Genomic DNA, 14,503 nt, shown 5'->3' on the forward strand with positions numbered 1-14,503 from the left:
GCCGGCGCCTCACCGGGCAGCTGTTCGCGTGCCATGAACAAGGCCACGGCGGCGACCGAGGCCGCCAGTGCGGCACCGCCACCCCAGCGCAGCCAGCCACCGCGCCGCTCGCGCGGGACCGGTGCGGTGGCGACCTGCGCAGGCGCAGGTTCGGTGGCAACGACGGCCTGCACGCGCGCGGCGAAGCCGGTCGGCGCGGGCGCACAGGCCTGGCCGCGCAGGACATCGCCGAGCAGCTGCCAGCGTTCGTGGCAGCCCGACAGGGCCTCATCGTGCTCCAGCCGGCGCAGCATGAAGCGCGCCTCGTCCAGCGTCAGCTCACCATCGATCAGCGCCGACAGCTGCTGGCGATGGTGGGCATCGAATTTGTCCGGCGCAGGGCCGGTGGATCCATTGGTAGGCATATCGTGACTCATACGCGACCCTTCTCGCGGGTGGCACTGCCGATGTCCAGCAGCGGCCGGAGTTCGGTGTCGATCGCCTCGCGGGCGCGGAAGATCCGCGACCGCACGGTACCGATCGGGCACCCCATCTTCTGCGCGATGTCCTCGTAGCTCAGGCCCTCCACCTCACGCAGGGTGATGGCCGACCGCAGCTCTTCCGGCAGCGCCGATACCGCCTTCATCACCGTCTGCTCCAGCTCCTGGCGCATCAACTCGCGCTCGGGCGTGTCGGTGTCGCGCAGGCGGGTACCGCTGTCGAACTGCTCCGCATCCCCGATGTCGATGTCATCGGTGGGTGGGCGGCGGTTGTGGGCGGCAAGGTGGTTCTTGGCAGTATTCACGGCGATCCGGTGCAACCAGGTATAGAACTGCGCATCTCCCCGGAAACTGCCGATCGCGCGGTAGGCGCGGACGAAGGTGTCCTGGGCGACGTCCTGACATTCACTCCAGTCGGCGATGTAGCGCCCGATCAGGGCGACGATCCGATGCTGGTACTTGCGCACCAGGACATCGAACGCCGCGCTTTCGCCGCGCTGCACTCGCCGGACCAGTTCAAGGTCCAGCTCCTGTGGTGTTTCAACCTCGGCCATTGGGGGCCGCACTCCTGTCAGCCCAACCGACGTCGGGCAATGAGACTGCCAATCCCGGGAAAAGTTCAGCGCCCGATCACCAGACGCCGTACCAGCTTTTAACCACCGTTCCGTTAAGGTTTCAGATCACGGCCGTGAACCGGGTCCTCCACTCCCCCAGCTATAAGGATTTGACGGGGAGGAAACAACCTCTGGATCATAGCCCCCTTCTCCATACACAACCGGATGGAACGTCCCATGCTCTCAGGCTTCGATGGGCTCCGCTTCTCACATTGGCACCCCGAGATCCGTGACGATGGTGTCGTGGTGCTCAGCCTCGACCGCAAGGACAGCAGCGTCAACGCGATGTCGCAGGACGTGCTGCTGGAACTGGGCGATCTGGTCGAACGCCTGGCCATGGACCCGCCCAAGGCGGTGGTGGTGCAGTCGATCAAGCCGGCCGGCTTCATTGCCGGTGCCGACCTGAAGGAATTCCAGGAATTCGACCGCCGCGGCACCGTCAATGACGCCATCCGCCGCGGCCAGACCACCTACCAGAAGCTCTCCGAGCTGCCCTGCCCCACCGTGGCCGCCATCCACGGCCACTGCCTGGGCGGCGGCACCGAGCTGGCGCTGGCCTGCCGTTACCGCGTGGCGTCCAACGATCCGTCCACCCGCATCGGCCTGCCTGAAACGCAGCTGGGCATCTTCCCCGGCTGGGGCGGCAGCGCGCGCCTGCCGCAGCTGGTCGGCGCACCGGCGGCGATGGACATGATGCTGACCGGCCGCAACCTGTCGGCATCGGCCGCGCGCAACATCGGCCTGGTCGACAAAGTGGTGGCACCGGCCGTGCTGCTCGATACCGCTGTCGCACTCGGCCTGTCCGGCACCACCCGCCCGTTCAAGCAGCGGCTGACTGCGTGGGCCACCAACACCTGGCTGGCGCGCAAACTGCTCGCCGCGCAGATGGCCAAGCAGGTCGCGCGCAAGGCCAGGAAGGAGCACTACCCGGCGCCCTACGCCCTGATCAACACCTGGGCACGCACCGGCGGCAGCGGCATCCAGGCCCGCCTGGACGCCGAGCGCCGCGCCGTGGTCAAGCTGGCCAGCACCCCGACCGCGCGCAACCTGATCCGCATCTTCTTCCTGACCGAACGCCTCAAGGCACTGGGCGGCAAGGACCACGGCATCCGCCACGTGCACGTCGTCGGCGCCGGCGTCATGGGGGGCGACATCGCGGCGTGGTCGGCCTACAAGGGCTTCGAGGTCACCCTGCAGGACCGCGAGCAGCGCTTCATCGACCCGGCCATGGAACGCGCGCAGGCCCTGTTCGCCAAGAAAGTGCGCGACGACAGCAAGCGCCCCGCCGTCGCCGCCCGCCTCAAGGCCGACCTCGCCGGTGACGGCGTGGCCGTCGCCGACCTCGTCATCGAAGCCATCATCGAAGACGCCGAGGCCAAGCGCGGCCTGTACCAGACGCTGGAGCCGAAAATGAAGGCCGACGCGCTGCTGACCACCAACACCTCCTCCATTCCGCTGGTGGAACTGCGCGACCACATCCAGCGCCCGGCGCAGTTCGCCGGCCTGCACTACTTCAACCCCGTCGCGCAGATGCCGCTGGTGGAAATCATCCACCACGACGGCATGGCTCCCGAGACCGAGCGCCGCCTGGCCGCCTTCTGCAAGGCCCTGGGCAAGTTCCCCGTGCCGGTGGCCGGCACCCCGGGCTTCCTGGTCAACCGCGTGCTGTTCCCGTACATGCTCGAAGCCGCCACCGCCTATGCCGAAGGCATCCCGGGCCCGGTCATCGACAAGGCCGCCGTCAAATTCGGCATGCCGATGGGCCCGATTGAACTGCTCGACACCGTCGGCCTGGACGTCGCCGCCGGCGTCGGCAAGGAACTGGCTCCGTTCCTGGGCCTGCAGATCCCGGCCGCCCTGCAGACCGTCGAACAAGGCAAGCGCGGCAAGAAGGACGGCCAGGGCATCTACAAGTGGGACAACGGCCGCGCCCAGAAGCCGGACGTGCCCGCCAACTACCAGGCCCCGGCCGACCTCGAAGACCGCCTGATCCTGCCGCTGCTCAACGAAGCCGTCGCCTGCCTGCACGAAGGCGTCGTGGCCGACGCCGACCTGCTCGATGCCGGCGTCATCTTCGGCACCGGCTTCGCCCCGTTCCGCGGCGGCCCGATCCAGTACATCCGCGCCACCGGCGCCGACGCCCTGGTCGAACGCCTGAAGGCGCTGCAGCAGCGTTACGGCGACCGCTTCGCCCCCCGCCCGGGTTGGGACGACGCGGTGTTGCGCGAGCCGGTGATTTAAGGCGCCGAAAAAATCGCGCCAACAGCAGCCGGGCAGAGCCCGGCGCTACAACGCCACCGAAAGGTGGCGTTGTTTTGAAACAACCTGTTACCCGAACGGGCCATGCACCGCCCCTGGCCGCGTGCCATCCTTTCCGCCTGTCCCCGCCAGCGAGAAAGCCCGCATGACGACCATCATCGCCCCGCGCGTCCATGACATCGGTGGCCTCGAAGTACGCCGCGCCGTGCCCAGCATCCAGGCGCGCAGCGTCGGCCCGTTCGTCTTCGTCGACCAGATGGGCCCCGCCGTCATGGGCGCCGGCGCCGGCATCGACGTGCGCCCGCACCCGCATATCGGCCTGGCCACCGTCACCTTCCTGTGGTCCGGCGCCATCGGCCACCGCGACACCCTCGGCTCCGACCAGGTCATCCGCCCCGGCGACGTCAACTGGATGACCGCCGGCCGCGGCATCGCCCATTCCGAGCGTACCCCGCCGGTGGAGCGCGAACACGACCACCCCATCCACGGCATGCAGACCTGGGTGGCCCTGCCGAAAAACTTCGAAGAGGCCGACCCCGCCTTCTACCACCACGCCGCCGCCACCCTGCCCCAGCAGCGCCGCAACGGCGCCTGGGTGCGCATCATCGCCGGCCGCGCCTATGGCGAAGAGTCCCCGGTCAACGTCTTCGCCGACACCCTCAACGTCGCCATCGACCTCGACGCCGATGCCGAGCTCGACCTCGACACCGGCCACGTCGAGCGCGCCCTCTACATCCTCGAGGGCCAGGCCCAGCTCGACGGCGTCGACATCCCCGCCCAGCACCTCATCATTCCCGAGGCCGGCGCCCGTGGCCGGTTGCGGGCCAAGACGCCGTTGAAGGCGATGCTGCTCGGTGGTGAACCGTTGGATGGACCGCGCCACCTCTGGTGGAACTTCGTGTCCAGCTCCAAGGAACGCATCGAGCAGGCCAAGCACGATTGGGAATCGGGACGCTTCGGCACCATTCCTGGCGACGACAAAGAGTTCATTCCGTTGCCGGAACGCTGAACCCGCTCCTCATCTCCGTCGTGCACCCCCGGTCACTCCTGGAGATGCGCAATGAGCATGGGCAAGCGTCTGGCCGCCGAATTCCTCGGCACATTCTGGCTCGTACTGGGCGGCTGCGGCAGCGCCGTCCTGGCCGCCAAGTTCGGCGGTGATGGCAACCCGCTGGGCATCGGCTTCCTCGGCGTCGCCCTCGCCTTCGGCCTGACCGTACTGACGGGTGCCTACGCGTTCGGACACATCTCCGGCGCCCACTTCAATCCCGCCGTCAGCGTCGGCCTCTGGGCCGGCGGCCGCTTCCCCGGCCGCGACCTGCTGCCCTATATCGTCGCCCAGGTGCTCGGCGGCGTACTGGCCGGCTTCATCCTGCTGCAGATCGCCTCCGGCGGACCCGGCTTCCATATCGATCCCAGCCAGGCCGGCGCCTTCGCCAGCAACGGCTATGGCGCCCTGTCCCCCGGTGGCTACAGCGTGGCCGCCGCGTTCCTGTGCGAAGTGGTGCTCACCGCCATGTTCCTGGTGGTCATCATGGGCGCCACCCACGGCCGTGCCCCGGCGGGCTTCGCTCCCCTCGCCATCGGTCTGGCCCTGACCCTGATCCACCTGATCAGCATCCCGGTCACCAACACCTCCGTGAATCCGGCCCGCTCCACCGCCGTGGCCGTCTTCGCCGGCAGCGGTGCCCTTTGGCCAACTGTGGCTGTTCTGGGTGGCCCCGCTGCTCGGCGGGCTGATTGGCGGCATCGCCTACAAGTGGATTGGCGCCCTGGAGCCGGGCCGTTAACCACATTCAGGATCATTTAAAACGGTTATTTGAAGATCCGGTCACATTCCGTTAAGGTCGAAATCACCAGACCGTCACCTGACGGGTCCTTCCGGTACGCGCATGGGGCATGCGCAGCACATCGGCCAGGGAATGCTTGGCCACTGGAAGCGCCCGCAGGGGACGGCACGGCTACTTGCACACTTGGGGGAACGCATGAAGATCCTGCACGCCTTGATATTCCTTGGGCTGTCACTGACGGCCGGCATCGCCTCGGCCCAATCGGCAGCCAAATGTCCAGCCCTGCCCGAAACCAGCGGCCTGCAGTGGCAGGAGCAGTCTGCGGCCACGTATGTGCTCTGCAAGGCGACGGGCGCAGATGGCCGCGAAGTGATGACCATGATGCTCACCGGCCGCGACCCGGAAATTCCGCTCGCCCGCCCGTTGCGCCAGGAAAAAGGCGCCTTCGCCGGCGAGCCGCTGTATTGGTACCAACCTGACCTGGGCGGGCAGCAACCGCCGGGGTATGCCACGCGCCGGGTGACCGTGGTGAAGCTGGACAAGAACCGCTACGCACAGATTTCGCTGTATGCCGGCGACGCCAGCGAGCTGAGAACGCTGCAGTCGATGTCGCAGGGGATGAACCTCAATCCGTCAGCGGTTGCCGCCGAGCGGTGAATCGTGCCCGTCAGGGCGACGGGGGTGACGCGGCCGGCCCAGGCGATCCGTGGGCCGGCCAACGGCCGGGGTTGCCGGGTTTCAGAAGCGGCCTTCCTGGAAGTCGACGAAGGCCTGCATCAGTTCCTGCTTGGTGTTCATCACGAACGGGCCGTGGCGCATGACCGGCTCGCGCAGCGGGCGGCCCGCAACAAGGATCAGCCGTGCACCGGCGTCGCCGGCGCGCAGTTGCAGCAGCTCGCCGCCGCCCAGCACCGCCATCTCCTGCCTGTCGACCGGCCGCGCATCGTCGCCCACGCCGATCACCAGCGCCCCTTCGAATACGTACGCGAACGCGTTGTGGCCTTCCGGCAGCGCGTAGTCCCACGCCGCCCCGGCATCCAGCTGGATGTCCAGGTACAGCGGATCGGTCGCCGGCTGCACGATCGGGCCCGTGGTGTCGCCCACCTGCCCGGCAATCACTTTCACCTGCACGCCCGGCGCCGGCTGTGCCACCGGGATGCGTTCCGGCGCGAATTCCTGGTACTTCGGGTCGGTCATCTTGTCGCGCGCGGGCAGGTTCACCCACAGCTGGAAGCCGCGCATCTGCCCCGACTCCTGCTCGGGCATCTCCGAATGCACCAGCCCACGGCCGGCGGTCATCCACTGCACGCTGCCCGGGGTCAACAGGCCTTCGTTGCCGTGGTTGTCCTTGTGCCGCATGCGGCCGTCGAGCATGTAGGTGACGGTCTCGAACCCGCGGTGCGGGTGGCTGGGGAACCCGGCGATATAGTCCTCGGCGCGGTCCGTGCCGAATTCGTCCAGCAGCAGGAATGGGTCCAGGTCGGGCAGCGAGGGGCCGCCGATCACCCGGGTCAGGCGCACGCCCGCGCCGTCGGAGGTGGCCATGCCACGAATGGTGCGCTGCACGCGCGCGGGGGTTGGGCTGCTCATATTGACTCCAGCGAAAGGATTCCGGGTACAAGATGGGCGCAGCCTCTGGAGGCGCCAACCGTCATGCCCGCAACCGATTGTTCCAAGCGTGGTGTTTCGTACCCGTGTACGACCAAAGTACTAGCGGCAAGCTTCCGCCTGCGCATTGACCCGGTCACTGCCAGGGCGGACCCTTACGGTGTTCTTCAGGGAGACGCAATCTCATGAAAGGTTTTTCCAAGTTGGGTTGGGCCGCGCTCGCGCTGCTCGGCGCATTCTGTCTGGGCACCGTCGCGTTGCGGCGGGGCGAACAGATCAACGCGCTGTGGATCGTGGTCGCCGCAGTCTCCATCTATCTCATTGCCTATCGCTTCTACAGCCTGTTCATTGCCGACAAGGTGATGCAGCTGGATCCCACCCGGGCTACGCCTGCGGTGCTCAACAACGATGGTCTGGACTATGTGCCGACCAACAAGCACGTGCTGTTCGGGCACCACTTCGCCGCGATCGCCGGTGCCGGCCCGCTGGTGGGCCCGGTGCTGGCCGCGCAGATGGGTTACCTGCCCGGCCTGTTGTGGCTGGTGGTCGGCGTGGTGCTGGCCGGCGCGGTGCAGGACTTCATGGTGCTGTTCATTTCCAGCCGCCGCAACGGGCGTTCGCTGGGTGACCTGGTCCGCGAGGAAATGGGCCAGGTGCCCGGCACGATCGCGCTATTTGGTGCGTTCCTGATCATGATCATCATCCTGGCGGTGCTGGCGATGGTGGTGGTGAAGGCGCTGGCGGAAAGTCCGTGGGGCATGTTCACGGTGATTGCGACGATGCCGATCGCGATCATGATGGGCATCTACATGCGCTACATCCGCCCGGGCAAGATCGGCGAAATTTCGATAGTCGGGTTGATCCTGCTGCTGCTGGCGATCTGGTACGGCGGCAAGATCGCCGCAGACCCGGTCTGGGGGCCGGCGTTTACGTTCACGGGCATCCAGATCACGTGGATGCTGATCGGCTACGGCTTCGTGGCCTCGGTGTTGCCGGTGTGGCTGCTGCTGGCCCCGCGCGATTACCTGTCGACGTTCCTGAAGATCGGCACGATCCTGGCGCTGGCGGTCGGCATCCTGATCGTGATGCCGGAGCTGAAGATGCCGGCGCTGACGCAGTTCGCGGCCAGCGGTGATGGCCCGGTGTGGAAGGGCGGGATGTTCCCGTTCCTGTTCATCACGATTGCGTGCGGCGCGGTGTCGGGTTTCCATGCGCTGATCGCATCGGGTACGACGCCGAAGCTGCTGGCCAATGAGCGCCATATGCGCTACATCGGCTACGGCGGCATGCTGATGGAATCGTTCGTGGCGGTGATGGCGCTGGTTGCGGCCTCGATCATCGACCCGGGCATCTATTTCGCGATGAACAGCCCGGCATCGGTGATCGGTGCGGACGCGGTGTCGGCGGCGCACTACATTACGACGACGTGGGGCTTCACGATCACGCCGGAGCAGTTGGAGGCAACGGCGGCGGCGATTGGTGAGCCGACGATCCTGCACCGCGCCGGTGGCGCGCCGACGCTGGCGGTGGGTATCGCGCAGATCCTGCACCAGGCGATCCCGAGTGGCAGCAACGCGATGATGGCGTTCTGGTACCACTTTGCGATCCTGTTCGAGGCACTGTTCATTCTGACGGCGGTGGACGCGGGTACGCGTGCGGGCCGCTTCATGCTGCAGGACCTGCTGGGCAATTTCATTCCGGCGCTGAAGAAGACGGAGTCGTGGACGGCGAACATCATCGCGACGGCCGGCTGCGTGGCGCTGTGGGGCTACCTGCTGTACACGGGCGTGGTGGATCCCTTCGGTGGCATCCAGACGTTGTGGCCGCTGTTCGGTATCTCGAACCAGATGCTGGCCGGTATCGCACTGATGCTGGGCACGGTGGTGCTGTTCAAGATGAAGCGTGACCGCTATGCGTGGGTGACGGCGGTGCCGGCGGTATGGCTGCTGATCTGCACGACGTACGCCGGTCTGATCAAGATCTTCGACAGCAATCCGGCGCAGGGCTTCCTGGCGCAGGCGCACAAGTTCCAGGATGCAATTGCGAGCGGCACGATCACGGCCCCGGCGAAGACGGTGGGGCAGATGCAGCAGATCGTGGTGAACGCATACGTGAACACGGGGCTGACGGTGCTGTTCCTGTTCGTGGTGTTCTCGATCCTGGCCTACGCGATCAAGACGATCGTGGTGGCACGCCGCACGCCGCAGCGTACGGATCGTGAGACGGAATACGTGGCGCTGCAGCCGCACCAGATGGCGGATCTGTGATGAGCACGGGTCTGGTTCCGGTCGGGCAATACCAGGCGCACCGCCGGATCTGGCGGCGCCTGGTGCAGACGGCACGGTTGTGCTGCGGGATCCCCGACTACGACAACTATGTGCGGCACGTGCTGGAGAAGCATCCGGACCGCACGCCGATGGACTACAAGACGTTCTTCCGCGAACGCCAGGAAGCGCGTTACGGCGGCCGCAATGGTGGTCGCTGCTGTTGATGCTTAATCGGTAGGCCTCGACCGTTGGTCGAGACCGCTTGAAAGCGAAAAGGCGGCGCAATTGCGCCGCCTTTTCTTTCGCTCTGTGTTGCTATCGGCTTTGGCGGGACGGGCGGTGGATTCGCGGGGGACGCCGTGAACCCATCCATGGGGGCTCAGTCGCCGCTTGCACGTGTGCGCTGTCCTGCGCACACGGCAAGACCGGGGTTGGGTTCCTGCCCAACCCGTCGGGCGCATGCGCCCGACCCATGCGGCTCATGCCCCCGCAAACCCACCGCCCGCCCCGCCTTCGGTAGATTGCTGGTGACGGACGGAAAGCTGGGCTCTGCCCAGCTGTAGCGCCGGGCTCTGCCCGGCCGCTTCTATGCTCCCGCCATCCACTTGAGGATCAGGCCGGTCACATACGCCAACCCTGTTCCCGTGGCGTACCCCACCGTGCCAAGCAACACACCCACCGGCGCAAGGCTGGGATGAAACGCCGCCGCTACCACCGGTGCCGATGCCGCCGCGCCAATATTGCCCATCGAGCCGATGCCGAAGAAGAACAGCGGCGCCTTGACCAGCTTGGCCACGATCCACAGCACGAGGATGTGGGTCAGCATCCAGATCACGCCGAGCAGGAACAGCCACGGGCGGTCCAGCAGGGACAGCAGGTCCATCTGCATGCCGATGCAGGCGATGAGGAAGTACAGGAACAAGGTGCCCAGCCGCGATGCGCCGGCAGCCTCGAGCCTGCGCGCGCGGGTGAAGCTCAAGCCCAGGCCGAGCGCGGTAGACAGGAGGACGACCCATACGAAGGGGCTGTCGAGGCTGAACTGGCTGGCCCAGGTGATGTGGGTCTTGAACCACGCGCTGAGCGGTGCGGCGATGGCGTGGGCCAGGCCGACGCCGCCCAGGGCGACACCGACGATGACCATGAGGTCGGTGAGGCTGGGAATGCGGGCGTTCTGGGCCTCGTAGGCGCTGATGCGTTCCTTCATTTCGTCGATGGCGCGGGTATCGGCGCCGTTGCGGGTGTCGATCTGCTGGGCGCGGTTGGCCAGGAACAACAGGACGGCCATCCACAGGCTGGCGCAGGCGACGTCGACGACGGCGAACTGGCCAAAGGTGGTGGCGTCGGTGCCGAATATTTCGCGCATGGCCACCATGTTGGCACCGCCACCGATCCAGCTGCCGGCCAGTGCGGCCATGCCGGCCCAGGTGTCGCCGGCCACGGTCTCCGGATGAATCCAGGACATGAGCTGGAACGAGACGACGGCGCCCAGGATGATGCCGAGGGTGCCGGCGCAGAAGACGATGAGCAGCTTCGGGCCCAGTTTGAGGATGCCCTTGAGGTCGATCGACAAGGTCAGCAGGACGAGGGCGGCGGGCAGCAGCACGTCGCGGGCGATGGGGTTGTAGAGACGGGTGTTGTGGCCGTCGATGATGCCGGCGGTGTTGTAGATGGCCGGGATGAAGTAGCACAGCAGCAGCGCGGGGACCCACGCGAATATCTTCTTGAGTAGCGGAGTCGGACCGCTGGCGGCCCAGAAGATCAGGGCCAGGGTGGCCGCGATGAGGCCAAGGCCAACGATGTCGTTGGTGATGAGGGCGGTACTGGGTTCGGTCGGCATGCGCCATCCTCTGTCGATCGAAAGGGCAAAAAAAAGCGCCGCATAAGGCGGCGCTGGTCTTACCTTAACACTGTCATCACGCGTGGCGACCGCTACATCACCAGACGCGTATCGCCGGGAGCGGGCAGCGATGCACTCAGGTCCAGGATCACGCGGGTACCGCGCGGTTCGCTCTGTTCGATGGTCAGCGCCCAGCCCAGGTGCTCGCACAACCGCGCAATGAGCTCCAGGCCAATGCCGCTCTGCTCGTTGCGGTCACCACGTGCCATGCGCGCATACACGGCGGCGATCTCTTCGGGGCTCATGCCTTCGCCGGGATCCTGCAGGGTCACCACGGCGCGATCGGACACGCTGATGGTGATGGTGCCGCGGCCGCTGTTCTCGATCGCGTTGCGCAGCAGATTGCCGATGGCGGCCTGGACCACGCCCAGTGGCGCGATGATGTCCACGCTGGCCAGGTCCTGCACGGCAATCTGCAGGTCCTTGTCACCCATCAGGTGGCGGTGGTCTTCGATGATGTCGGGCACCAGCTGATCCAGCGCGATGCGCTCTTTCAGCGCGGCCAGCCGCGCCGGCTCGCGGGCGAGCACCAGCAACAGCTGGATGAGCTGCTCCACGCCCTGCGCGGTGCGATGCACGCGCTGCATCTGCTGGCGGGCGCGGTCGGGCAGCGCCGGCTGGTCGAGGGCCAGTTCGGCCGCACCGGTGATCACCGCGATCGGCGTGCGCAGTTCATGGCTGGCCGTGCTGATGAAGACGCGTTCGCGCTCGACGAACTGTTCGTTGCGGGCGAGATAGTCGTTGAGCGCGGCGGCAATGACGTACAGCTCGGAACTGCCGCGCGGGTCGACCTCGACACGCTGCCCCGGCATGCCGGGCTTGAGGCCGTCGATACGCTGGGCCAGCGAACGCAGCGGCTGTACCAGTCGGCTGACGCCGAGCGAGGCCATCAGCACCGTGACCAGGATCATGACCACGCCGGCCAGCATCACCCAGCGGGTGGCGAATTCTTCCAGTTCGTGGAAGTCGTTGATGTCCAGCGCCAGGGCCAGCCGGCCCTGGTTCTCGGTATCGCGCACCATCACGGCGCTGGAACGACCGTTCACCACCACGCCATCGTGCAGGCCCGGGTGCAGCGTGCGCAGCGAGGCCGGCACGCCGGGGCTGTCGTCGACGGTGAACAGCCGCAGCGTGTCCGAATCCTGCCAGCGGTAGTGCGGTTCGTGTTCGATGTGTTTGACGATGCTGTCCAGTTCGGAGTTCAGCAGCGCGCGCCACGCGGAGTGCTCGGCATGTTCGTGCACGTAGTTGCCCACGCTGAACACCGCCAGCGAAATCAGCGCCAGGTAGGCCAGCAGCCACCACCCCAGCCGACGATGCAGCGGCGACGGCTTACGCAGTTTCATGGCTGCCATCTACGGTGGTCGGCCCAAGCCGGTAGCCCACCCGTGGCAGGGTATGGATCAGTTTGCGCTGGAACGGGCCGTCCACGCTGCGGCGCAGCTCGTACACGTGGGAGCGCAGCAGGTCGCCATCGGGCGGTTCGTCGCCCCACAGGGCGAACTCCAGCTGCGGGCGGGTGACAGCGCCGGGGCTGGCACGCATCAGCACTTCCAGCAGCTTGCGGCACGCCGGGTACAGGTGCAGCACCTGGCCATCGCGCTGGGCTTCCAGGGTCGCCAGATCGAGCGTGAGGTCGGCCACCTGCAGCACCTTGCGCGGGTTGCGGCCGTGCGCACGCACCATCAGCGCCTCCAGCCGCACTTCCAGCTCGGGCAGCGCGAAGGGCTTGGTCAGGTAGTCGTCCGCGCCGGCCCGGAAACCGGCGATCTTGTCCGGCAGTTCGTCGCGCGCGGTGAGCATGATGACCGGCACCTCGGAGCCGTGTTCGGCACGCAGCCGGCGCAGCACCTCCGGCCCCTCCATGCGCGGCAGCATCCAGTCCAGGATCAGCGCGTCGTAGGCGTGGGTCACCGCCAGGTGCAGGCCGGTTACACCATCGGGCGCGACGTCGAGCACGTGCCCGCGCGCCTCGAAGTATTCGAACAGGTTGGCGACCAGTTGGCGGTTGTCTTCAATGACGAGCAGCCGCATGCGCAGGTTCCCGGGGTCAGTTGCGGTAATGGTAGCGGTTGCGGTGTCGGAATCCGGTCGCAACTGACCGGTTTCGACCTAATTCCAACGTTTGGTGATACAAACTTGGCGTTTTGGCCATGAGCCCTCACGTGCCCCGGACTCTGCTGCGCCCTTGGTGGCCCCTGCTGACCTGCCTCGCCGTTCTTCTGGCGCTCGCCGCCGGGATCGGGCTGCGCTCACCTTCGCCGCCTGACGAGCCGCGCTTCGTGCTGGCCGCGCGGACCATGGTGGATACCGGCCAATGGCTGCTGCCGCACCGTGGCAGCGAACTGTATGCCGAAAAGCCGCCGGTGTTCATGTGGATGCAGGCGGCCACCCACCAGGTGGTGGGCGACTGGAACCTGGCCTTCCTGCTGCCGTCACTGCTCGCCGCGCTGGCCACGCTGTGGTTGAGCTGGGACCTGGCACGGCGCCTGTGGAACCGGCGCATTGCCTGGTGGGCGGTGTGGGCGCTGGCCAGCTGCCTGCAGTTCGGCCTGATGGCCAAGCGCGCGCAGATCGACATGGTGCTGGTGGCGCTGACCACCCTGTCGCTATGGGGCCTGCTGCGCCACCTCCTGGAACGACCGAATACGCGCGCGCTCTGGATCGCCGGCTTCGCCGCCGGCCTGGGCACGGTAACCAAGGGCGTTGGCTTCCTGCCGCTGCTGGTGCTGCTGCCGTGGGCGCTGTGGCGCTGGCAGACCCGCACACGCCCAAGCCCTGCCCTGCCCCGCGCCCGCTCGCTGCTGTGGCTGCTGCCGGCCTTCCTGCTCGGCACCGCCGTGTGGCTGGGCCCGCTGGGCATCGCCCTGCTCAACGACCCCACGCCCGAACTGCAGGGCTATGCCCGCGAACTGCTGTTCAAGCAGACCGGCACGCGTTATGCCAATGCCTGGCACCACGTGCAGCCTGCCTGGTACTACCTGCAGGTGATCATCACGCTGTGGCTGCCCGGCAGCCTGCTGCTGCCCGCGCTGTTCCCCGCGTGGTGGCGCCGACTGAAGCGCCTGGACGGCCGCTGGTGGCTGCTGCTGGGCTGGTCCCTGCTGGTGCTGCTGTTCTTCAGCGCCAGCCCGGGCAAGCGCGAGGTCTACATCTTCCCGATGCTGCCGGCGCTCTGCGTGGCCGCCGCGCCCCTGCTGCCCGGACTGCTGCGCCGCCCCGGCCCGCGCTGGCTGCTGCTGGCCTACGTGGCCGTGCTGGCGGTCGCCGCACTGGCGATCGGCGGCCAGTTGCTGACCGGCAGCGCCTGGGCGCACACGCAGTTGGCCCGCCGCGAGATGCCCGACAGCCTGCTGCCGGTGCTGGGCTACTGGCTGCTCGGCTTCGGCGTGCTGCTGCTGGCGCTGGTGGCCTGGCTGCGGGTGCGTCGCGCCGGGCTGCTGGTGCTGCTGACCTCGTTCCTGCTCTGGAACCTGTACGGCCTGGGCCTCATGCCCGCGCTGGACCCGTACAGCTCGGCGTCCGCGCTGATGCAGCGGGTGGGCCAGCGCATTGGGCCGGCGGCCGGCTGGGTGGTGGTGGCCTGCGA

General features: G+C 67.2%; 12 protein-coding genes and 1 pseudogene. 7 read left to right on the forward strand and 6 right to left on the reverse strand.

Features of this window, described 5'->3' with window-relative positions; all coding sequences use genetic code 11:
- Together ACREPD_RS19160 and rpoE are read right to left on the reverse strand one after the other, a co-directional pair.
- On the reverse strand, positions 1 to 416 hold a 416-nt coding region (locus tag ACREPD_RS19160), incomplete at its 3' end, for a sigma-E factor negative regulatory protein (protein WP_431600783.1).
- Positions 413 to 1,033 (reverse strand): RNA polymerase sigma factor RpoE, encoded by a 621-nt coding sequence (gene rpoE, locus ACREPD_RS19165; protein ID WP_421569405.1) that lies wholly within the window; start codon positions 1,031 to 1,033, stop codon positions 413 to 415. The genes ACREPD_RS19160 and rpoE, both read right to left, overlap by 4 nt.
- A gap of 237 nt (positions 1,034 to 1,270) precedes the next feature.
- Between rpoE and ACREPD_RS19170 the strand changes: the two genes are divergently transcribed.
- From ACREPD_RS19170 to ACREPD_RS19185, 4 genes and pseudogenes are all read left to right on the forward strand, one after another.
- Positions 1,271 to 3,334: a 3-hydroxyacyl-CoA dehydrogenase NAD-binding domain-containing protein gene (locus tag ACREPD_RS19170; RefSeq protein ID WP_431600784.1), complete on the forward strand. Its 2,064-nt coding sequence runs from the start codon at positions 1,271 to 1,273 to the stop codon at positions 3,332 to 3,334.
- Between the two features lie 163 nt (positions 3,335 to 3,497).
- Positions 3,498 to 4,361 (forward strand): pirin family protein, encoded by an 864-nt coding sequence (locus ACREPD_RS19175; RefSeq protein ID WP_431600785.1) that lies wholly within the window; start codon positions 3,498 to 3,500, stop codon positions 4,359 to 4,361.
- Positions 4,362 to 4,412: 51 nt separating this feature from the next.
- A pseudogene (aqpZ, locus tag ACREPD_RS19180) lies at positions 4,413 to 5,142 on the forward strand (aquaporin Z).
- 195 nt (positions 5,143 to 5,337) lie between these two features.
- Entirely contained in the window at positions 5,338 to 5,799 is a 462-nt protein-coding gene (locus tag ACREPD_RS19185) for a hypothetical protein (RefSeq protein WP_431600786.1), read from the forward strand.
- An 81-nt stretch (positions 5,800 to 5,880) separates the two neighbouring features.
- On the opposite strand, the gene ACREPD_RS19190 is transcribed toward ACREPD_RS19185, so the two are convergent.
- Positions 5,881 to 6,732: a pirin family protein gene (locus tag ACREPD_RS19190; RefSeq protein WP_431600787.1), complete on the reverse strand. Its 852-nt coding sequence runs from the start codon at positions 6,730 to 6,732 to the stop codon at positions 5,881 to 5,883.
- A 203-nt stretch (positions 6,733 to 6,935) separates the two neighbouring features.
- Here ACREPD_RS19190 and ACREPD_RS19195 point away from each other — a divergent pair, with 203 nt between their 5' ends.
- Both ACREPD_RS19195 and ACREPD_RS19200 read left to right on the forward strand, forming a co-directional pair.
- Positions 6,936 to 9,017 carry a carbon starvation CstA family protein gene (locus ACREPD_RS19195; protein WP_431600788.1) on the forward strand — a complete coding sequence of 694 codons (2,082 nt, stop codon included), beginning with the start codon at positions 6,936 to 6,938 and terminating at the stop codon, positions 9,015 to 9,017.
- Positions 9,017 to 9,241 (forward strand): YbdD/YjiX family protein, encoded by a 225-nt coding sequence (locus ACREPD_RS19200; protein WP_068853636.1) that lies wholly within the window; start codon positions 9,017 to 9,019, stop codon positions 9,239 to 9,241. The genes ACREPD_RS19195 and ACREPD_RS19200 overlap by 1 nt, the downstream gene beginning before the upstream one ends.
- Before the next feature lie 362 nt (positions 9,242 to 9,603).
- Here ACREPD_RS19200 and ACREPD_RS19205 read toward each other — a convergent pair whose 3' ends face one another.
- From ACREPD_RS19205 to ACREPD_RS19215, 3 genes are all read right to left on the reverse strand, one after another.
- The gene (locus tag ACREPD_RS19205; protein WP_431600789.1) at positions 9,604 to 10,854 is read right to left on the reverse strand and encodes a DUF819 domain-containing protein; all 1,251 of its coding nucleotides are present in this window, start codon (positions 10,852 to 10,854) and stop codon (positions 9,604 to 9,606) included.
- Between the two features lie 92 nt (positions 10,855 to 10,946).
- Entirely contained in the window at positions 10,947 to 12,260 is a 1,314-nt protein-coding gene (locus ACREPD_RS19210; RefSeq protein WP_431600790.1) for a sensor histidine kinase, read from the reverse strand.
- Positions 12,247 to 12,948 carry a response regulator transcription factor gene (locus tag ACREPD_RS19215; RefSeq protein ID WP_431600791.1) on the reverse strand — a complete coding sequence of 234 codons (702 nt, stop codon included), beginning with the start codon at positions 12,946 to 12,948 and terminating at the stop codon, positions 12,247 to 12,249. Before ACREPD_RS19215 ends, ACREPD_RS19210 begins: the two co-directional genes overlap by 14 nt.
- Positions 12,949 to 13,061: 113 nt before the next feature.
- On the opposite strand from ACREPD_RS19215, the gene ACREPD_RS19220 reads away from it, so the two are divergent.
- A partial coding sequence (locus tag ACREPD_RS19220) for an ArnT family glycosyltransferase (protein WP_431600792.1) occupies positions 13,062 to 14,503 on the forward strand: 1,442 nt, incomplete at its 3' end.

The sequence above is a fragment of the Stenotrophomonas sp. genome (assembly GCF_050737075.1).
GTDB lineage: Bacteria > Pseudomonadota > Gammaproteobacteria > Xanthomonadales > Xanthomonadaceae > Stenotrophomonas.